Source organism: Microbulbifer taiwanensis (assembly GCF_014904815.1).
GTDB lineage: Bacteria > Pseudomonadota > Gammaproteobacteria > Pseudomonadales > Cellvibrionaceae > Microbulbifer > Microbulbifer taiwanensis.
Genome location: NZ_JACZFR010000025.1, coordinates 262,636 through 281,574, shown reverse-complemented (window position 1 = coordinate 281,574; position 18,939 = coordinate 262,636). Strand labels below are relative to the sequence as shown.

Annotated in this window: 18 protein-coding genes; 12 read left to right on the top strand and 6 right to left on the bottom strand. The window is 62.7% G+C overall.

Annotation, left to right across the window (positions count from 1 at the left end; all coding sequences use genetic code 11):
* Positions 1–71 precede the first annotated feature (71 nt).
* The 3 genes from murA to IG627_RS09275 all read right to left on the bottom strand — a co-directional run bounded on the left by murA (position 72) and on the right by IG627_RS09275 (position 2,492).
* A complete protein-coding gene (gene murA / locus IG627_RS09285) occupies positions 72–1,334 on the bottom strand; it encodes a UDP-N-acetylglucosamine 1-carboxyvinyltransferase (RefSeq protein ID WP_193192063.1) in 1,263 nt (420 codons plus the stop codon).
* 28 nt (positions 1,335–1,362) lie between these two features.
* Complete coding sequence (locus IG627_RS09280) at positions 1,363–1,596, bottom strand: BolA family protein (RefSeq protein WP_193192062.1); 234 nt, start codon at positions 1,594–1,596, stop codon at positions 1,363–1,365.
* Between the two features lie 257 nt (positions 1,597–1,853).
* Complete coding sequence (locus IG627_RS09275) at positions 1,854–2,492, bottom strand: MlaC/ttg2D family ABC transporter substrate-binding protein (protein ID WP_193192061.1); 639 nt, start codon at positions 2,490–2,492, stop codon at positions 1,854–1,856.
* 386 nt (positions 2,493–2,878) lie between these two features.
* On the opposite strand from IG627_RS09275, the gene IG627_RS09270 reads away from it, so the two are divergent.
* The 12 genes from IG627_RS09270 to yjgA all read left to right on the top strand — a co-directional run bounded on the left by IG627_RS09270 (position 2,879) and on the right by yjgA (position 13,058).
* Positions 2,879–3,850 carry a KpsF/GutQ family sugar-phosphate isomerase gene (locus tag IG627_RS09270; protein WP_193192060.1) on the top strand — a complete coding sequence of 324 codons (972 nt, stop codon included), beginning with the start codon at positions 2,879–2,881 and terminating at the stop codon, positions 3,848–3,850.
* 266 nt (positions 3,851–4,116) lie between these two features.
* Positions 4,117–4,671 carry a KdsC family phosphatase gene (locus IG627_RS09265; protein WP_319024537.1) on the top strand — a complete coding sequence of 185 codons (555 nt, stop codon included), beginning with the start codon at positions 4,117–4,119 and terminating at the stop codon, positions 4,669–4,671.
* A complete protein-coding gene (gene lptC / locus IG627_RS09260; protein WP_193192058.1) occupies positions 4,671–5,237 on the top strand; it encodes an LPS export ABC transporter periplasmic protein LptC in 567 nt (188 codons plus the stop codon). The genes IG627_RS09265 and lptC overlap by 1 nt, the downstream gene beginning before the upstream one ends.
* Positions 5,224–5,784, top strand: a complete 561-nt coding sequence (lptA, locus tag IG627_RS09255; RefSeq protein WP_193192057.1) for a lipopolysaccharide transport periplasmic protein LptA — start codon at positions 5,224–5,226, stop codon at positions 5,782–5,784. Before lptC ends, lptA begins: the two co-directional genes overlap by 14 nt.
* An 85-nt stretch (positions 5,785–5,869) precedes the next feature.
* The gene (lptB, locus tag IG627_RS09250) at positions 5,870–6,595 is read left to right on the top strand and encodes an LPS export ABC transporter ATP-binding protein (protein WP_193192056.1); all 726 of its coding nucleotides are present in this window, start codon (positions 5,870–5,872) and stop codon (positions 6,593–6,595) included.
* A gap of 341 nt (positions 6,596–6,936) precedes the next feature.
* The gene (locus tag IG627_RS09245) at positions 6,937–8,385 is read left to right on the top strand and encodes an RNA polymerase factor sigma-54 (protein WP_193192055.1); all 1,449 of its coding nucleotides are present in this window, start codon (positions 6,937–6,939) and stop codon (positions 8,383–8,385) included.
* A 324-nt stretch (positions 8,386–8,709) separates the two neighbouring features.
* Positions 8,710–9,000: a ribosome hibernation-promoting factor, HPF/YfiA family gene (gene hpf, locus IG627_RS09240; protein WP_193192054.1), complete on the top strand. Its 291-nt coding sequence runs from the start codon at positions 8,710–8,712 to the stop codon at positions 8,998–9,000.
* A 3-nt stretch (positions 9,001–9,003) separates the two neighbouring features.
* Positions 9,004–9,465, top strand: coding sequence for a PTS IIA-like nitrogen regulatory protein PtsN (gene ptsN, locus IG627_RS09235; RefSeq protein ID WP_193192053.1), 462 nt, complete (start codon positions 9,004–9,006; stop codon positions 9,463–9,465).
* 112 nt (positions 9,466–9,577) lie between these two features.
* Complete coding sequence (gene rapZ / locus IG627_RS09230) at positions 9,578–10,480, top strand: RNase adapter RapZ (protein WP_193192052.1); 903 nt, start codon at positions 9,578–9,580, stop codon at positions 10,478–10,480.
* A gap of 22 nt (positions 10,481–10,502) precedes the next feature.
* Positions 10,503–10,772, top strand: a complete 270-nt coding sequence (locus IG627_RS09225; protein ID WP_193192051.1) for an HPr family phosphocarrier protein — start codon at positions 10,503–10,505, stop codon at positions 10,770–10,772.
* 325 nt (positions 10,773–11,097) lie between these two features.
* On the top strand, positions 11,098–12,465 hold the full coding sequence (gene mgtE / locus IG627_RS09220) for a magnesium transporter (RefSeq protein ID WP_226864872.1): 1,368 nt from the start codon (positions 11,098–11,100) through the stop codon (positions 12,463–12,465).
* 80 nt (positions 12,466–12,545) lie between these two features.
* A complete protein-coding gene (gene yjgA / locus IG627_RS09215) occupies positions 12,546–13,058 on the top strand; it encodes a ribosome biogenesis factor YjgA (protein ID WP_193192050.1) in 513 nt (170 codons plus the stop codon).
* 137 nt (positions 13,059–13,195) lie between these two features.
* Here the strand turns inward: yjgA and IG627_RS09210 are convergent, their stop codons facing one another.
* The 3 genes from IG627_RS09210 to IG627_RS09200 all read right to left on the bottom strand — a co-directional run bounded on the left by IG627_RS09210 (position 13,196) and on the right by IG627_RS09200 (position 18,866).
* A complete protein-coding gene (locus IG627_RS09210; protein WP_193192049.1) occupies positions 13,196–14,032 on the bottom strand; it encodes a hypothetical protein in 837 nt (278 codons plus the stop codon).
* Positions 14,033–14,109: 77 nt separating this feature from the next.
* Positions 14,110–14,646 (bottom strand): peptide-methionine (R)-S-oxide reductase MsrB, encoded by a 537-nt coding sequence (gene msrB, locus IG627_RS09205; protein WP_319024536.1) that lies wholly within the window; start codon positions 14,644–14,646, stop codon positions 14,110–14,112.
* A gap of 68 nt (positions 14,647–14,714) precedes the next feature.
* A complete protein-coding gene (locus tag IG627_RS09200) occupies positions 14,715–18,866 on the bottom strand; it encodes a YhdP family protein (protein WP_319024535.1) in 4,152 nt (1,383 codons plus the stop codon).
* Between the last annotated feature and the right edge of the window lie 73 nt (positions 18,867–18,939).

The following is an 18,939-nucleotide window of genomic DNA, read 5'->3' as shown; positions in this document are numbered from 1 at the left end:
CAATCGTTTCTCAAACGGCTACCGGCATCAGGGCCTTCGCTTTGACCTTCGGTGTTCTTTTCCGAGTCCCGTTAGCCCGGCACCCGACGAATATTCGCACCCAGCTGTTGCAGTTTTTCCTCGATACACTCGTAACCGCGATCGATATGGTAGATGCGGTCCACGATGGTGGTGCCCTCGGCGACCATGCCCGCGATCACCAGGCTGGCGGAGGCACGCAGGTCCGAGGCCATCACCGGGGCGCCCTTCAGCTTCTCCACACCGGTGACAATCGCGGTGTTGCCCTCCAGCAGGATATTGGCACCCATGCGGTTGAGTTCGTGTACCTGGATCAGGCGATTCTCGAAGATGGTCTCCACCACTGCGCCCTTGCCCTCGGCCACGGCGTTCATGGCGGTGAACTGGGACTGCATATCGGTGGGGAAAGCCGGATAGGGGGCAGTGCGGAAGCTGACCGCCTTGGGGCGGTTGCCCTTCATATCCAGTTCTATCCAGTCGTCGCCGGTAGAGATGTGCGCGCCTGCCTCCTCGAACTTGACCATCACCGCGTCGAGGATATCGGCGCGGGTATGGGTCAGCCGCACCTTGCCGCGCGCGGCCGCCGCTGCAGCGAGGAAGGTGCCTGTCTCGATGCGGTCCGGCATCACGGAAAAGGTGCAGGGATTCAGGCGCGATACGCCGTGTACACGAAGCGTGTCTGTGCCGACACCTTCGATCTGGGCGCCCATGGCGATCAGGAATTCCGCCAGGTCGACGATTTCCGGTTCCCGCGCGGCGTTGTGCAGTACCGTAGTGCCCTCGGCCAGTACTGCGGCCATCAGCAGGTTCTCGGTGCCGCCGACGGTGACCTTTTCCATCACGATATTGGCGCCCTTCAGGCGGCCGTGGGAGCGGGCGCGGATAAAGCCCTCGTCGATGGTGATCTCGGCCCCCATGGCCTCGAGGCCCTTGAGGTGGATATCCACCGGGCGGCTGCCGATGGCACAGCCGCCGGGGAAGGACACATTGGCGACACCGTGGCGGGCCAGCAGAGGACCGAGCACCAGGATAGAGGCGCGCATGGTCTTCACCAGCTCATAGGGCGCTGTGAGTTCGTTGACTGAGCGCGGGTCGATTTCCACCCCCAGTTTCTCGTCGATAGTGACATCGCAACCCATGCACCGCAGCAGGGTGATCATGGTGGTGATGTCATTGAGGTGCGGCAGGTTGTGGATATGCACCGGTCCATCCGCCAGCAGCGCGGCGGCGAGGATCGGCAGCGCGGCGTTCTTGGCCCCGGAAATCTTCAGGGTTCCGGATATGGGGCTGCCGCCCTCGATGATTAACTTGTCCATTCAGTCTCGCGTAGTGATAGGCGCAGCCTTATTGGCCGGCTTCTTCCGGGGTGAGCGTCTGCATCTGTACCGCGTGCAGGGTGCCGTCGGCGATCTTCTCGCCCAGCGCCGCGTAGACCAGTTGCTGTTTCTTCAGCCGGCTGAGGCCGTCAAAGGCCGGACTGACGACGGTAACCATCACGTGGCTGCCCTCGAAAGCGACATCGGCGCGGCTGTCGGGAATTTGCCCTTCGATCAGGGCCTTGATTTCTTCGGGTTGCATAGGCGGGAATTGCGTTGATTTGAAGCTGAATCCGTGACTCCATGGCGGCGCCGAGCACAAGCTCTTGACGCCACAGCGAATTTTTCTCAGTCGGCCGTAATCGCGGATACGTCACTTCTTCGGAAAATCCACTGTGACGCCAATACCTTGTGCTCTGCATCCGCCCTGAAGTCACGGATTCAGGTTGGCCAGCGCGCAAGTGTACTGGAAACCGGCCGGTCGCGCAGCCGCAGCTGCGCGATCCGGGTCGGGAGCTGTCAGCTCACCTTGTCGGCGACATCCTCGGCCGCAGACCAATTGGCGATCACCTTGTCGATATCGCCGTGGGTCTGCATGGACTGGGCAAATTGGCTGCGGAAAGTCTTGCCCAGATTGACACCATTCAGAATCACGTTGATCAGCTTCCACTGCCCGGCGCGATTGCGCACCAGCGTGTAGGAGACCTTGGTGATGCCCTCTTTACTGCGCACTTCCTGCAGCACATTGACGCGATTGCCGCTGGGCGTGGAGCCCGGGTTGACCACCCGCACATCCATGTCGCCAAACGTAGCCACGCCGCGGGCGAAGGTCGCCACCAGGTCGCGACGGAAGGCGCTGGCGAATCGCGAACGCTGCGCGGCGGTGGCCTGCTTGGCATAGCGGCCCATGACGCCGCGGGCGATAAAGTCAAAATCCACCACCGGGGTGAGCACGCTGTCCACGGCGCTGTAGTAGCGCTGCGGGTCCGAATTCATGTACTGGGAATTGGCGCGAATCACTCCCAGAAGGTTCTGGGAAACCCCCTCGATCATGGTGTAGGGGTTCTGGGCAGCGCTGGCAGCGGGGGCCCAGGCGGACACCAGCAGGGCGCAGAGGGCGACTTTCACCCAGGTGGCGAAACCTGCCCAAACATTCATTGACGATACGTTCACAAAATATCTCCCGTTGGCAAATCGATCCTTGGACGCATATGGTGCAATTTAGTGCCATTGCGACGCCGTTTTCTGGCTTCCCGCCGGTTTTCCGCGGCATTCCGATCATCCACTGAGCGGCATAGCTGACAGAAACGGCGGCAAACTATACCATGGCCGCGCCCAATGATGTGGCCAAGCGTCGCAATCGCACTGTGATTCATCGCGCCGACCACCGCATTATTCGACCTATATAAAGGTTAGCACGCCGGATTTACGGCCGGGCCCGCTCTCAAGCGCGCCTGCCAGCCATCGCTGGCGCCATGTAGCCCCCCGGCGGCACTTTTTGGGAAATTCCTACACTCAACAGAAGCGAAAACCAGAGATACCCAATGACTCAGGACCTGATTTTGCAAGCGGGGCGCCGCACCGTACTGATGGAAACAGAGGCCGTGGCCGCGCTGGAGAACAGAATCAATGACGAATTCAAGCGCGCCTGCGAGCTGATCCTGCAGTGTCGCGGCCGCGCCATCGTCACCGGCATGGGCAAATCCGGACATATCGGCCGCAAGATCGCCGCCACTCTGGCCAGCACCGGCACCCCCAGCTTCTTTGTGCACCCGGGTGAGGCCAGTCACGGCGACCTGGGCATGATCACCCGCGACGACCTGGTCATCGCCATCTCCAACTCCGGCTCCTCCGCGGAAGTGCTGACACTGCTGCCACTGCTGAAACGCCTCGGCATCCCGATGATCAGCATGGCCGGCAAGGCGGATTCGCCACTGGCCCAGGCGGCGGACGTAAACCTGGATATCGCCGTGGACACCGAGGCCTGCCCGCTGAACCTGGCCCCCACCTCCTCCACCACCGTGACCCTGGTAATGGGCGACGCCCTGGCGGTGGCACTGCTGGAAGCGCGCGGCTTTACCGCCGAGGACTTCGCCTTTTCCCACCCCGGCGGCGCCCTCGGCCGACGACTGTTACTCAAGGTCGAGGACGTGATGCACGCCGGCGATGAGCTGCCACAGGTCTTCCCGGAAACCCTCCTGTCCAAGGCACTGCTGGAAATGACCAGCAAAGGCTTCGGCATGACCACTGTCGTCGACCACAAGGGCACCCTGCTGGGCGTCTTCACCGACGGCGACCTGCGCCGCGTGATCGACCACAAGGTGGAACTGGACAGGGCCACCATGGAAGAAGTGATGAGCCGTCGCCCCAAGACCGTCTCCTCCGAGACCCTGGCCGCCGAGGCACTGCGCATCATGGAGGACCACAAGATCACCGCCCTGGTGGTGGAGGACGAGGCGCACCACCCGGTCGGCGTACTGCATATGCACGATATACTTCGCGCCGGGGTGATCTGATTCGAGACCTGGACTGCGGACCCGAAAAGTACACCGAGTTTTGATGCGAAGGCGCTGATGCCGGGGGCTTTTTACGGGACTGTCTGCGAGAGGGGCCGAAGGCGCCGTGAATACCTGGAGCGGCCGGGCCACCTCGCAGACAAGCCTCCAAGGATGGATTAAGGGGGGCGCCTAGCCCGCGTCCCGTAAAAAGCCCCCGGCAGCAGTGCCGTCCAGGTGCCCGCTTAGCGGCGCCCGAGCCCCGAATGAATATTGAAGGAATACCTGTGCCCCCAACAGAAGATCAACTCAACGAAGCCCTGAAAAAAGTCCGCTGGCTGCTACTGGACGTGGACGGCGTACTGACCGACGGCAAGCTTTACTTTGACAACAACGGCAACGAGCTCAAGACCTTCAACACCCTGGACGGCCACGGCATCAAGATGCTGCAGAAGTCCGGCGTGCGCGTGGCCATCATCACCGGCCGGCGCAGCGCCGTGGTGGAGCGCCGCACCCACGACCTGGGAATCAGCAAGCTGATCCAGGGGCGCGAGGACAAGTTCGCCGCGCTGCAGGAACTGTTCGCCGACGAACCCTGCCGCCTCGAGGACATCGCCTATGTCGGCGACGACTACCCGGACCTGCTGGTAATGACCCGTATCGGTTGCCCCATATCCGTCCCCAACGCCGCGCCGCCGGTGCGTGAGCGCGCCCTGTGGATTACCGAAGCCCGCGGCGGCGAGGGCGCGGTGCGCGAAGTCTGCGATCGCATCATGCAGGCCCAGGGCACCTTCGACACGGCCCTGGCCCCCTACCTTCCCCCCAGCTCGGGAGAAGATTGATGCGCACCTGGCTGCCCCTGGTTATCGTCGTACTGCTGATCAGCGCCGGGCTCTGGTTCGCCGAGAGTCCGCCGCCGCAGCTGCTCGGCAAAAAGCCCACACCGCAGCAGAAACGGAAGGCCGCCGACCTGGTGATCCGCGACGCCAGGACCCGGCATTTCAATCGGGAAGGCACCCTCGCCTATCGCGTAGACGCCGAACAGATCACCTTCTTCCAGTTCGAGCGCCGCGACCGCGCCGACCTGACAGAGCCGCGTATACTCTTCTACCAGGAACACCAGCCCAAGTGGCGCACCGAATCCAGAAACGGAGTCGCCCACAACAACGGCGAGCGGGTGGTGCTGCGCGGCGACGTGCAGATCAATGAACTGCCGGGCCCTGGCGGCATCCAACTGGACACCCAGGCCATTTCCATCAAGCCCCGCGAGGAATACGCCGAGACGGACAAAGTTGTTAAGATTACCGCCGGCCCCAACAGCACCACCGGCAAAGGCCTGCGCGCCTACCTGAAAGAAGACCGGGTGGAAATCCTCTCTGACGTAAAGAGCAGCTATGAAACCGAGTAACTCAAGCGGCCAACTGAGCCGCCTCCTGCAGCCCATCGCCGCCACTGTCCTACTGCTGCTGGGAACCCAGGCCCTGGCGCTGCCGGACGACCGCGAACAGCCGATCAAGGTGCAGGCCAAGAACCTCAAAGCCGACCGCGGCAAGAACCTGTCTGTCTACAGCGGCAACGTCGTCATCACCCAGGGCTCGCTGCAGATTCGCGCCGATCGCGTGGAAGTGCACGGCAACGCCAGCGGCGAGATCAGCCGCGTGGTGGCCACCGGCAAGCCCGCCCACTTCCAGCAGCAGGTGCAGCAGAGCCAGAACCCGGTCAAGGCCCGCGCCCGGCGCATCGAATTCACCGTCAGCTCCGACGAACTGCACCTGACCGGCGACGCCCACGTGGACCGCGACGGCAATACCCTGACCGCCGAAAAAATCGACTACGACCTGAACAGCGAGCAGATGCAGGCCCAGGGTCAGTCCGGCGATGGCCGCGTGGAAATGATCTGGAAGCCGGAGAAAAAACCGGACGGCCAGCAGCCTGACGAAACACAGAATCAATAGCGCCGGGCAGATCACTGCAGACAAAAGCTAAAGCGGTACCCCGCAGATTCACCGCGGCCGCACTGACAGAATTCGGAACACCCCTATGCCAACGCTGAAAGCGTTACACCTCGCCAAACAGTACAAGAAGAGAAAAGTGGTCCAGGACGTTTCCGTCAGCGTGACCAGCGGCCAGATCGTAGGCCTGCTCGGCCCCAACGGCGCCGGCAAGACCACCTGCTTCTACATGATTGCCGGTCTGGTACAGGCGGATGCCGGCCAGGTGCAGATCGACGACGAGGATATCACCCGCCTGTCCATGCACGGGCGCGCGCGCAAGGGTATCGGCTACCTGCCCCAGGAAGCCTCGGTGTTCCGCCGCCTGTCGGTGCGCGACAACATCCTCGCCATCCTCGAAACCCGCAAGGACCTGTCCCGCGCCGAACGACTGCAGCAGGCGCAGGAACTGCTGAAAGAGTTCAACATCACCCACATAGAGAACAGCCTCGGCATGGCCCTGTCCGGCGGCGAGCGCCGCCGCGTGGAGATAGCCCGCGCCCTGGCCACGGACCCGGACTTCGTGCTGCTGGACGAACCCTTCGCCGGCGTCGACCCGATATCGGTCAACGACATCAAGCAGATCATCCGTCACCTGCGCGACCGCGGCATCGGCGTACTGATCACCGACCACAATGTGCGCGAAACACTGTCCATCTGCGAGACAGCCTATATCGTCAGCGAGGGCCACATTATCGCCGCCGGCACACCGGCGGAAGTGCTCGCCAACCAGCAGGTGCGCGAGGTCTATTTGGGACACGAGTTCACTATCTAATGCGGACAAATTTGCCGGGAGCAAATTTGGACGACCGAAGGCTGCCCGCGAAGCGGGTGAGGCACAGGGACGTGCCTCATCAATGCGGAATGATGAACAGAGTCATCCCGCAATTTTGAAATCATCATGAAATTAGCCTGCTCGATCCCCCCAGACCCCGGTGCGGCCGGATCATTCTCCGCCTGCGGGGACCCCGACCGCGCATTCATCATTCATCATTCCGCATTCACCATTCAAAACCGGCACAGTTATTGCTTGTAATCCGCCGATCAGAGGGTTAGTCTGCTGCGTCTTGGATATTTAGACGAATCATCCGCCGCATCGGTCTGCAGTTCCCCACTATGAAGCAGTCTCTCCAGATAAAGCTCGGCACCCAGCTGACCATGACGCCACAACTGCAGCAGGCCATCCGCCTGCTGCAACTGTCGACACTGGACCTGCAACAGGAAGTGCAGTCGGCGCTGGACAGCAACCCGCTGCTGGAAATGGACGGCGAGGAACTCCCTCCGACCGAGACACCCCAGAACCAGCAATCACCGGAGCTGGCCAGCGAAGAGAGTGCGAGCGCCGGCGAGCGGGACAGCGAGAGCGAATGGAGCCAGGATATCCCCGATGAACTGCCGGTCGATACCCACTGGGACGATATCTACAGCGGTGGCAGCTACAGCGCTGGCGACGGCGATGAACTCGCCCTGGAGCAGCGCAACTCAGCGCCGGACAGCCTGCAGGACCACCTGCTGTGGCAACTCAACCTGACCACTCTGTCCGAACACGACAAGCAGATCGGCGAGAACCTGATCGACGGCATAACCCCGAGCGGCTTTCTGGAAACGCCACTGTGCGAGGTCGCCACAGCGCTGGAGACGGATGAAGACGAGGTTCTCGCCGTACTCAAGACTATCCAGCAGTTCGAACCGGCCGGCTGCGGCGCCCGCGACCTGCGCGAGTGCCTGATGCTGCAGCTCCGTCAGCTGCCGGCCGGCACCCCATGGCTGGAGCAGGCAAAGACGGTGGTAGAGCACCACCTGGACCTGCTCGGCAAACGCGATTTCCGCAGCCTCAGCCGCCGCACCCGCCTGAACGAGGCGCAACTGGGCGAAGTCGTGCGCCTGATCCAGACCCTGACCCCCTACCCCGGCGAGGCGTTCGGTGGCGAGGAGCCGCAATACGTGGTGCCGGATATCATCGTCCGGCGCCGGGAGCAGCGCTGGGTCGTCGAACTGAATCCGGAGACGACACCCAAATTGCGCATCAACAGCGACTACGCCTCGCTGATCAGGCGCGCCGACAACTCCGGCGATAACAATTTCCTGCGCGATAATCTACAGGAAGCACGCTGGTTCCTGAAAAGCCTGCAGAGCCGCAACGAAACCCTGCTCAAGGTGGCCTCCAGTATCGTCGAGAAGCAGCAGGGCTTCTTCGAACAGGGACCCGAGGCGATGAAACCCATGGTGCTGGCGGATATCGCCGAGACCATAGGCATGCACGAATCCACCATCTCCCGGGTAACCACCCAGAAGTACATGTTCACCCCGCGCGGCGTCTTCGAACTCAAGTACTTCTTCTCCAGCCACGTCAGCACCGACTCCGGCGAGGACGCCTCCTCCACTGCCATCCGCGCCATGATTCGCAAACTGATCGACGCCGAGCTACCGCGCAAGCCGCTGTCGGACAACAAGATCACCCAGGAATTGGACCAGCAGGGCATCAAGGTGGCGCGGCGCACCGTGGCCAAGTACCGCGAGTCCATGGGCATCCCCTCTTCCAGCGAGCGCAAGCGGCTGGTCTGACCCGGAACAAGTTTCGACGCCGAAGGTACCCGCAAACCACTCGGGACTCCCGGTAGGGTACGCCGTGCGCACCAACCGCTCTACGGAGCGCACGGCGCACCCTACGATCGGGGCACAGAGGAATACCGAATGCCCCGCGGCCACATCAATTCCCGACCACCCGAGACCAACTGGTCACAAATCGGCAGGCGCCCCAGACCACCCAGACCGCGACCAACGGCCAAACTTTGAGTGTATCCTTCCATTCTGGCTAACTTCCTAGTAGGGTTGCCGCCCAGACGGGGGGTAGCGCCAGTATGCGATGCACTCGATAAGGAGAAATCCATGCAGATCAACATTAGTGGTCACCACGTAGATGTAACTCCGCCCATCCGCGATTACTGCGAAACCAAGCTGGAAAAACTCTCCCGACACTACGACAACATTACCAATGCCCAGGTAATCCTATCCGTCGAAAAACTGATCCAGAAAGCCGAAGCCAGGGTGCATATCAATGGGCACGACCTCTGCGCCGGCTCCGAAGACAAAGACATGTACGCTGCCATAGACGCACTGACCGACAAGCTGGATCGCCAACTGAAAAAACACAAAGAGAAGCTGCAGAATCACCGCTGAACTATGACATTGGAAGCTTTACTCTCTCCCCGCCTGAGCCTTTGCCACCTGGCGGGGAGCAGCAAAAAAAAATTGCTGCTCAATATTGCCCAGGCCATCGCCGAACAGTATCCACAACACGACGCCGACACCATCTTCAACCAACTGATCGCCCGCGAGCGCCTCGGCTCAACCGGCATCGGTGATGGCGTGGCGATTCCCCACTGTCGACTGCCCGGCTGCGAACGCCCCATTGGTGTGCTCTGCACCACCGAGCCCGCCATTGACTTTGACGCCGCAGACCGACAGCCGGTAGACCTGCTGTTTGCCCTGCTGGTACCGGAAGATGCCGAGCAGGAACACCTGGAAACCCTGGCGGAAATCGCCGCGCTCTTCTCCGACAGCCGGGTAAGGGAAAAACTGCGCCAGGCCCGGAGCGGAGACGAACTTTACGCACTGGCCATAGACAGTGCCGCCGCTGCATAATCTGCACTAGATCAACAAGTTATCCGGATGGGGCCGCCCCCGGGGGCCGCGTTTCACCAGGGTGACCTGTCACTGTCCGAATATAAAGCGCTGAAGACGAAAGGATCTCCCCATGCGCCTGGTGATAATCAGCGGTCGTTCCGGCTCCGGAAAAAGCTCTGCCCTGCAATTGCTGGAGGATGTCGGCTACAACTGCATCGACAACCTGCCCGCCAGCCTGCTGCCCGAGCTGGTCCGCCGTGTGCGCGAACAGCCACCAGTCGACAATTCCCAAAACGCGCTGGGCAGCTCTCAATCCGCTCTGGGCGGTCCCCGCCTGGCGCTGGGCATTGACGCGCGCAATCTTTGGCAGGACGTGCAGCAGGCGCCGCGGGTGATCGAATCCCTGCGTGCCAGCGGCGTAAAGTGCGATGTGATCTACTTGGATGCGCGCTCGCCGGTGCTGGTGCAGCGCTTCAGCGAGACACGCCGCAAGCACCCGCTCAGCGACAACCGCACCCACCTGCTCGAGGCCCTGAACCGGGAGAAAGAACTGCTGGCCCCCCTGTCCGCCATGGCCGACCTGGTGATTGATACCAGCAGCCTCAGCCTGCACCAGTTGCGCGACCTGGTGAAAACCCGTGTGGTTGGCAACAGCTCCGACGGCATGGCGATACTCTTCCAGTCTTTCGGATTCAAGCACGGCGTGCCGGTGGATGCGGACCTGGTGTTCGACCTGCGCTGCCTGCCCAACCCCTACTGGGTCGCGGAATTGCGCCAGAAGACCGGCCTGGATCCGGAGGTAGTCGAGTTCCTGCGCACCCACCCCGAGACCGACGATATGGAGCGGGACATCACCCAATTCCTCGAGCGCTGGCTGCCCTCTTACCAGAAGAGCAACCGCAGCTATACCTGTATTTCGGTAGGCTGTACCGGCGGCCGCCATCGCTCCGTGTATATGGTGGAGCAGCTGGCGAAAACCTTCGCCAGCCAGTTCGACAATGTGCAGATTCGCCACCGCGAACAGCAGAAATAGGCCTACACACAAACGACGCACCATGCAGAAAAGCCGCCTCCTGATCATCAACAAGCTCGGCCTTCACGCCCGCGCGGCGAGCAAGTTCGCGCAGACTTCGGCGCGCTTCTCCGCGAATATCAAGGTGCACTGCAACGGTAAATGCGTGGACGGCAAGAGCGTCATGTCACTGATGCTGCTCGCCGCCGGCAAGGGCACCGAACTGGAACTGGAAGTCGACGGCCGCGATGAGGACGCCGCCCTCGCCGCCATCAGCGAACTGATGGCGGATCGCTTTGGCGAAGCGGAATAACATAATGCGGAATGCGGACAAATTTGGCTGGAACAAATTTGGACAGCCGAAGGCTGCCCGCGAAGCGGGTGAGGCACAGGGATGTGCCTCATCAATGCGGAATACCTCGCAGTATCACGTCAGCCACCTTCAACCACAATCGATTTCGGAGCCGGCTGATAGTATGATCGCGACCACCGACGAATGGCCGCCCCGCCGCTACTGCGGCTGAGAAGCCGGATCGCGATTGACTCGCGCCGTCCATGGCGCTTGCCCTACGGGCGCCTTTGGCGTCCAGATTTTTTCCAGCCAAATTTGTCCGCATTCCGCATTGAGAGAGGCCCCCTTGCCCAACCCGCCCCCAGCCGAGATCAAGTTCCGCACACAGAATCAGCTGGGTGAACTCTTTGCCGCGCTCGACAGCGGTACCGGGCGCGAAGTCCGGCGCATGCTCAGCACCCTGACACCGCAGAGTATCGCCCAGCTGCTGGAGAGCTCGCCGCCGCGCATCCGCCAGGTGCTGTGGAACCTGATCGACAAAGAGGTCGAGGGAGAGGTACTGCAGGAACTCACCGACGAGGTGCGCAGCCAGATACTCGCCACCATGGACACCGAGGAGATGGTGGCCGTGATGGAGGGGCTCGACGCCGACGACGTCGCCGACATACTCCAGGACCTGCCCGAGCGGGTGATGGCGGAAGTCCTCTCTGCCATGAGCGAAACGGACCGCTCCAGGGTGGAGGGCGTCCTCGCCTACGACGAGGAGACCGCCGGCGGCCTGATGGACACGGACACCATCTCCGTGCGCCCCAACCTGAGCCTGGACGTGGTACTGCGCTACCTGCGCCGCCACGAACAGCTGCCCGAATCCACTGACAGCCTCTTTGTGGTCAACCGCAAGGGCCAGTACATAGGCCTGCTGCCGCTGTCCAAGCTGCTCACCACCGACCCGTCGGTAACGGTGCGCGAGGTGGTGAACACCGACGTGGAACCGATTCCCGCGGATATGCCCGACACCGAGGTCGCGCGCCTGTTCCAGAAGTACGACTGGATCACCGCGCCGGTGGTGGACGAGAACAACCGGCTGCTGGGCCGCATCACCATCGATGACGTGGTGGACGTGATCCGCGAGGACGCCGACCACTCACTGATGAGCCTGGCCGGCCTGGACGAAGAAGAAGACACCTTCGCGCCGGTAAGGCGCACCGCGCGCCGCCGCGCCCTGTGGCTCGGCATCAACCTGCTCACCGCCCTGCTGGCCTCCTGGGTCATCAGCCTGTTCCAGGGTACCCTGGACAAGGTGGTGGCGCTGGCGGTACTGATGCCGATTGTCGCCAGCATGGGCGGCGTCGCCGGCAGCCAGACACTGACGGTGGTCATCCGCGGTATGGCACTCGGCCAGATAGGCAGGAGCAACCTGAGCTGGCTGCTCTCCCGTGAGTTGGGCTCCGGTATTTTGAATGCGCTGCTCTGGTCCATGGTCATGGGCCTGATCGCCGGCCTCTGGTTCGGCGACGACCGCATAGCGCTGATTATCGTCGCCGCCATGGTGATCAACCTGGTCACCGCCGCCTTCGCCGGCGCCATACTGCCGGTCGCATTGCGCGCCATGCGTATAGACCCGGCCCTGGCCGGCGGCGTGGCACTGACCACTGTCACCGACGTGGTGGGCTTTATGTCCTTTCTCGGCCTGGCCACCTGGTATTTTGGCTGACCGCTAAGATTAATATGCACTTTGCAGGAGCGGCGGGGCGGCCTCCGCCGCTCCTACAGGAAAAGATACGGAAACACAGAATGCAGGAATTCGACGACTACGAAGACGAGCTGCCGAAGAGCAAGACCAGGGTCAAGCAGGAGATGCACGAACTGCAGGACCTGGGCAAGCAGCTGACCGAACTGGGCAAGGCCCAACTGGCGGAGGTGCCACTGGACGAGGACCTGCGCGAGGCCATCGATACGCTGCACCGTATCAAGTCCAACGAGGCGCGCCGTCGCCAGTTGCAGTACATCGGCAAGCTGATGCGCAGCGCCGACGCCGAGGCTATCGAGGAAGTGCTGAACCGATTCAAGGAGCGCGACCAGCAACACCTGCGCTTCGACAAGATGGCCGAGGACTGGCGCAAGCGCCTGCTCGAGGAGGGTAATACCGCGCAGAGCGAATTCTTCGACCGCTATCCGCAGGCGGATCACCAGCAGCTGCGCCAGCTGGTGCGCGACTCGAACCGGGAAATCAAGAACAGCAAACCGCCGACCAACCAGCGCAAACTGTTCCGCTATCTGCGGGATTTCTTTATGAATGCGGAATGATGAATGCGGAATGCGGAATGCGCAACAGGATGTACGGCCTGCAACGCTTAATCGTCAAACCGCCTATCCCAAGAGCTTAGGCGCGGCCCATACGCACTGCCAGCCAGCACGACATCAAATCGCGCATTCCACATTCATCATTCCGCATTAGTTTCAGCCTGCCACTGGAACAGGTTCATCTCGATAAAGAAGAAGGCCACCAGCCACAGGAAGGCGTCCCAGAATTCCAGCAGGCTGCCGGAATAACCCCAGTAAATGGCGCACAGGAACAGGGTTGAATACAGGATTCCCTTGATCCACTGCGAGTAACGCATTATCCGGCCGGAGAGCTCGTGGCGCAGTTGCAGCCACACCTCGAACCCGAGAATACCGACCACCAGCAGCCAGGCGCCGGCGTTGACCACATCGGTCCAGGCCAGCCACTCGATCCCACTCCAGGTCGCCGCACTGCCTACAATCTGCACATCCGGCAGACGCAGCAGCTGCCCATCCGCCAGCGCTCCGCAGTTGGCCGCACCCAATTGCACATACTCGTCCTGCTCCAGCACCAACTGCCAACCGCCCTGCTGGGCCAGTTCACAGGCCGACGCTGCCACTGGCAACAGATCGGTCAGATAGGCCAATTCCGCTACATAGCCGTAGAAGGAGTAGACGATGAAGAGATAACAGCAGGACGAAACCGCATTCAATGACCACTTGACCCAACCACGGATTTTTTCGTCCGCCAGTACATAGGTCTCCAGTTCAAAGACCAGTAGCAACAGCACCCAGGCCAGGGTATCGATGGAGTCGTTGTAGGCCTCGATCACCTTGCCCAGCTGCAGGCCATCGGCGAAGACGGCGCCGGCGGCGGCGTGGTTTTCCAGGAAGAAGGCGTAGACGTTATAGGCGAGTAGCAGGTAGACGGTGTATTTGAACACCCGGAAAAGCGTGTAGCGGTTATTCGGTAAACGCACCGTGGCCACCTCGGACATCAGCTCCAACCTCTATTGATTATTGTTTTACCTCTTCACTGCGGCCGCGGACGGCCGCAGGTGATAATATCGAATAATTATTCGGTTTTTGCAATACCCGGTACAAAATCCAGGGCGAGGGAATTGAGACAGTAGCGCAGGCCTGTGGGCTCGGGGCCATCTTTGAACACATGGCCGAGATGCTCGCCGCAGGCGGACAGTACCTCGGTGCGCTTCATACCCCAGCTGTAGTCCTCTTTCAGCACCACGTTTTCCGGGTAGGCGACTTCCCAGAAGCTGGGCCAGCCGGTGCCGGACTCGAACTTGTGCTCGGAACTGAACACTGGAAGGCGACAACCGGCAGTCACATAGACGCCCTCGGCCTCGTTGTGCAGCCACTTGCCGCTGAAGGCGCGCTCGGTGTCCGCCTCCCACAGGACACGGTACTGGTCCTCAGGCAGCAACTGCTTCCACACGGATTTCGGGATGGCCGACAAGTCAGTACCGGCGGCAATATGGGCCTTCGCCTCCGCGACTGTCATGGACTGGTCGCGGCCCGGATCCTCCGCCTCGGTACAGGCGGGCAACGCAAATACCGCCAGCAGCAGGGAAACCAGACACAGGGATTTTTTCACTTCGAACCGCCTCCCACCGGTGTATTTTCCTGTCACTCTGATATTAGAGTCCCGGTGGGCGCCGCGGTTCAAATAGCCGGAGCCAGTGGTGACGGGGTTGCCGGCGCGGGCGCTTCCTCCCCCCCGACCTCCTGGCGACGTCGCTCCTCGTATTCCACAGCCGCACCCTGGCGTTGGGCACCGTCGCCGTCAAATAGCTTGTCAAAGCGAACGTCAGGCTCATCCCAGTCACCGCTGATGCGGTAGCTGACGCTGGCCATCTTGTTGACCTGCTTCTTGAACGCCTTGCTGATCAGGTAGACCCCCGCCGCCGCCGGCAGGCCACCCGCCAGCGCCGCCACCAGGGCCAGGTTGTTACCCACCGGCAGTGTCGCCACCAGGGTCAGGTTCAGGTCCTCGCGCTCCAGGTTGACCCGCCCGGCCATCTGCAGTTCGCTGGTCGGCCCCTCCACCTGAATGGGCACCGCAATCAGCAGTTGCCCATCTCCCTCGAACACCACTTCACCGCGCACACGATCGAAGGCCATGCCGCTCTGGTAGAGATCGGAGAAGTCCAGCCGCAGGCGCCGCGCCCAGGTATCGAAGTTGAACAGGGACAGGAGGCGCAGCAGCGCCGGACCGGCGCTGTCGGTGGCGCGCAGGAAGCGGCCGTCGCGGATATCGATCGTCAGTTCGCCGGACAAGAGATTACCGGCGACCCGCGCCGGCGATCCGTCCCAGCGCAGTGCCGTTGCGAAGATGGCGGACCTGCTCTCGATCAACGGCTCCTGGCCCCAGGCCCGCTGCACATCCGCCAGATCGCCCGCCACCAGGCGGCCGATAAACTGTGACGACTCGCTCCCGTCGGCATCGCGCAGCCACATCAGCTGCGCACCCAGCTTCTGTTCACCCTCGCCGCGCCCCTCGAGTCGCACGCCGCGCGCAGCGCCGTGGATATCGCTCAACACCAGCCGGTCCCTGGATGGCCGCAACTGGAATGACCAGCGGCCCAGATCCTCGTCGCCAATGCGCAGCTGCTCAGTGCTGAAGTCCACCCGGGGCAGCTTGGTGAAGTCGTATCCGGCCCAGGGATCCGGCACTTCCCGCGCCTCTTCGGCTTCCGTACCATTTTCGGGCTGTGCCGGCGCCGGCAGCCGCAGGTGGCTCAGGTCCAGCTGCAGTGGCGTTTCGCCATTCATCACGCCACTCAATACACCCGCGGCCGTCTCGCTGTCGAATTGCAGTCGCCAGTCGGCCCCCAGGCCGCGGCCGCGCACATGGATATGCTCGATTTCCGTCGCGCCCAGCAGCAGGCGGTCAGTACTCAGGTCCAGTGCGACGGGCAGCGGACTCTGGCTTTTACCGGTATTGTCGTCACCCGGCTGCTCTGTGTCGTACACCTCCAGCAGCTCCAGCCAGCGCGACAGGTCTATCTGCGACAGGTCACCGGTGATCGCCAGGCCGCGCTCGGAGGGCAGCCTGGCCTCGGCATTCAGCGCCAGCACGGCGCGCTCCAGCTCCCCCTGCACCTTCCAGAACTGGCCCTGCAGGTGCTCGCCGTAATTCAGGTGGAAGAGACTGCCCTGCTCACCGATGGGCACCCGCAGCACGAGATCAGCCTTGTCCTCGGCCAGCTTGCCCAGCGGTGCCGGCAGATTTACCGCGACGCCGGCCAACTCCGATGTCAGCTCGAAAATCGCCGAATAGGGTTTTTCCTTGGCTTTCGCGGGGATGGTGACCAGGGCCCGGTAATCGAAGATACCATCCAGCCACTGCAGCTCGGGGCGACCGCTCCAACTATGCACCGATTCAGTTCTGGCGCTGCCGTCCACAACCACCTGGGTATCCCGCTCTTTCCCTTCACCGAGGTGTCGGATCTGCGCCTGCAGGGGCTGACCCCAGAGGCTGCCCTCGAGGCGGGTTCCGGCGAGACCCCGCTCGCTGTCGTAGTCCACCTTGCCGTTAAGTCCGTCGATCTGCAGGCGCAGGTCCTGCAGCTGCAATGCGCCGCCCTGCAGATCCAGCTGCACCGTCTGGCGCGCGGGCAGATCGGCACCGCCCAGGGGCTGGGACAGGGTCAGGTCGCCGCGCATCTGGCCGCTCAGTCGCCAGTCGTCAAAGGCACTGCCCAGCTGCCGACGCAGTGGCGACCGCTGCAGCAGCTTGAGGCCATCCGCCGCCGGGCCGGACAACTGCGCGCGCACCCCGAGCAGGGAGCCGCGCCCGGCCGGATTCGGGCTCACGCCCACCTCGATATTCCGCGCGTCGATATTCCAGAGTTTCGCCGCACTGGCATTGACCAGCACATTGCCGTCATCGACCAGCAACCGGGCGGCCACGTCGCGGGCGGCCGGCCAGCCGGGGGCATAATCCAGGTCGGCATCCAGCAGATCCGCGGCCAGTTGCACCGTCTGCCGCTGCGGGTGATCCCCCAGCGCCAGCAGCTGCGCGTCCTCGCCGTCCCGGTAACTGCTACCGCGGTAGACAAATCCGGCGCTGGCGACGCGACCGGGATTTTTCCCGCCCAATCCAGCATTCAGCCAGCTGCGCAGGTCGTCGCTGACGGTGATGGGCACCAGCTGCTCCTGGGCCGAGACAGGCGCGTCGCGCAGTCCCAGTGCCAGGGTGAATTCCGCCGCGCGGGTGTGGGCAAAGTAGGGTAATTCAAGCAGGAACTGGCCACTGATATCACCCAGGGCGCCGTCCAGCTGCAACGGGCCGGACAGTACCTGCACCGAATTGGCCTCCCGATCCACCGCCCAGGTGACGGTGCCGCTGGCCTGCTCGAACTGGAAAGCCTGGCCGTACAGGTTCGGAAAGTGGACACTGAAGGCGCCGCCGTCCAGCTCCACACGGCCGTCTGTGCCCTGAAGGTGCAGGTAGCCGTTCAACCCTTGCACCGCCGGCGCACCCCGGTGGGCCTCGGCACTGACGTCGCGCAGGTTGGCGCTCAGCGCTATCTGCCCGTCTACGGCGCGGGAGAGCTGGATATTCTGCAGCTGGCCGCTGGGCTCGAGGGCGTGCAGCCACTCGTCCGCCGGCCCCCGCAGCAACTGCAGCTGTTTGAGGATAAGGCTCCAGCCGCGCAGGTCGACCACATCTGCGGCCAGCCGCAGTCCCTCCTGCCCACTGCTGCTCGCCTGCAGGTTCAGCGGCGGCATCTGCAGATCGCGCCAGCCCAGTTGGATATCCTGCAGCGCCAGGCGCCACTCCTGACCGGGCAGCCAGCGCCCGGAAATATCGCCGGACAGGGATTGCAGCGGCGCCAGTACCGGCAATTGAGCTCCGCCTTCGGGATTGGCAACGGCGCTATCCAGCGGTGCGGAATCTTCTGAGGCCAGCTGCTCGAGGCTGAGACGACCCAGCAGGCGATAGCCGCTTTGGGCATCACTCTGCAGCCAGAGTTTGCCCCGCGCCAGCTTGCGCCCATTCCAGTGGTACTCTTGCGGCAGCGGCGTCAGCTGGTGCAGCAACGTGACAATATCTTCGTCCAGCAAAAGTTCATTCAGCTGTACATAGCCGCTGAGGGAAAAACTGGCCCTGTCGCGCGGCTTGCCGCGGCCCTCGAGAACCAGGCGCAGGGTTTCCCCATCCAGCTGGGCATCGCCTTCGCCGGTGCCTCCCCTTGATACATGGGCCCTGGCGCTGAGGCGGTGGAAGTAACCGCTGTTTTCCAGCTGTATCTGCGGCAGTTGCATCTGTGCCAGCTGGCCGTCCGCCAGGCGCAGGGTGATGCTGGCGTTGCGCACCTCCACCTTCGGCCCCAGTTGGAAGATGCGCGCCGGGTCACCGAGGCGCATGGCCGCTTCCCCGGCATCCTCACCCGGCTCCGCCGGTGCCGCTGGAAAGCCGTCGATATGCCAGCGGCCATCGTCGCCACGGCTGAGCCCCGCATTGAAGTCGTGTACCTGCAGGTTCTTCCACACCAGCTCGCGGTTCCACAGACTGGCCAACAGGTCCAGGTGGAAGAGGCCGTAGCCCATCTGCACCTCGCCCTTTTCCCCCAATCGCAGGCCGTCCAGCTGCAGGGCCACTTCCAGTGCCTGCCAGCGCAGGGACATCCGCTCCAACTGCACCGGCACGCCGAGACTGTCGGACAGCCAGGCGCTGATCTGCGGCCGATACTCCTCCACCTGCGGCGACAGAATGCGCCCGGTCTGCACCAGTATCGCCAGTGCTATCACCAGGCTGACGCTCAGCAGCCAGAACTTGCGCGCCAGCCAGCGCAGCAGGATGATCACGATTCGCCCCCTCGCGCGCACGGCGATGCGCTCCGCGCCATCGGGGCGCGGAGGATTCGCTGAGCGGAAAGGC

Coding starts and splice junctions, on each gene's coding strand:
- murA (WP_193192063.1), bottom strand. CDS start 1,334: ATGGACAAGTTAATCATCGAGGGCGGCAGCCCCATATCCGGAACCCTG.
- IG627_RS09280 (WP_193192062.1), bottom strand. CDS start 1,596: ATGCAACCCGAAGAAATCAAGGCCCTGATCGAAGGGCAAATTCCCGAC.
- IG627_RS09275 (WP_193192061.1), bottom strand. CDS start 2,492: ATGAATGTTTGGGCAGGTTTCGCCACCTGGGTGAAAGTCGCCCTCTGC.
- IG627_RS09270 (WP_193192060.1), top strand. CDS start 2,879: ATGACTCAGGACCTGATTTTGCAAGCGGGGCGCCGCACCGTACTGATG.
- lptC (WP_193192058.1), top strand. CDS start 4,671: ATGCGCACCTGGCTGCCCCTGGTTATCGTCGTACTGCTGATCAGCGCC.
- lptA (WP_193192057.1), top strand. CDS start 5,224: ATGAAACCGAGTAACTCAAGCGGCCAACTGAGCCGCCTCCTGCAGCCC.
- lptB (WP_193192056.1), top strand. CDS start 5,870: ATGCCAACGCTGAAAGCGTTACACCTCGCCAAACAGTACAAGAAGAGA.
- IG627_RS09245 (WP_193192055.1), top strand. CDS start 6,937: ATGAAGCAGTCTCTCCAGATAAAGCTCGGCACCCAGCTGACCATGACG.
- hpf (WP_193192054.1), top strand. CDS start 8,710: ATGCAGATCAACATTAGTGGTCACCACGTAGATGTAACTCCGCCCATC.
- ptsN (WP_193192053.1), top strand. CDS start 9,004: ATGACATTGGAAGCTTTACTCTCTCCCCGCCTGAGCCTTTGCCACCTG.
- rapZ (WP_193192052.1), top strand. CDS start 9,578: ATGCGCCTGGTGATAATCAGCGGTCGTTCCGGCTCCGGAAAAAGCTCT.
- IG627_RS09225 (WP_193192051.1), top strand. CDS start 10,503: ATGCAGAAAAGCCGCCTCCTGATCATCAACAAGCTCGGCCTTCACGCC.
- yjgA (WP_193192050.1), top strand. CDS start 12,546: ATGCAGGAATTCGACGACTACGAAGACGAGCTGCCGAAGAGCAAGACC.
- IG627_RS09210 (WP_193192049.1), bottom strand. CDS start 14,032: ATGTCCGAGGTGGCCACGGTGCGTTTACCGAATAACCGCTACACGCTT.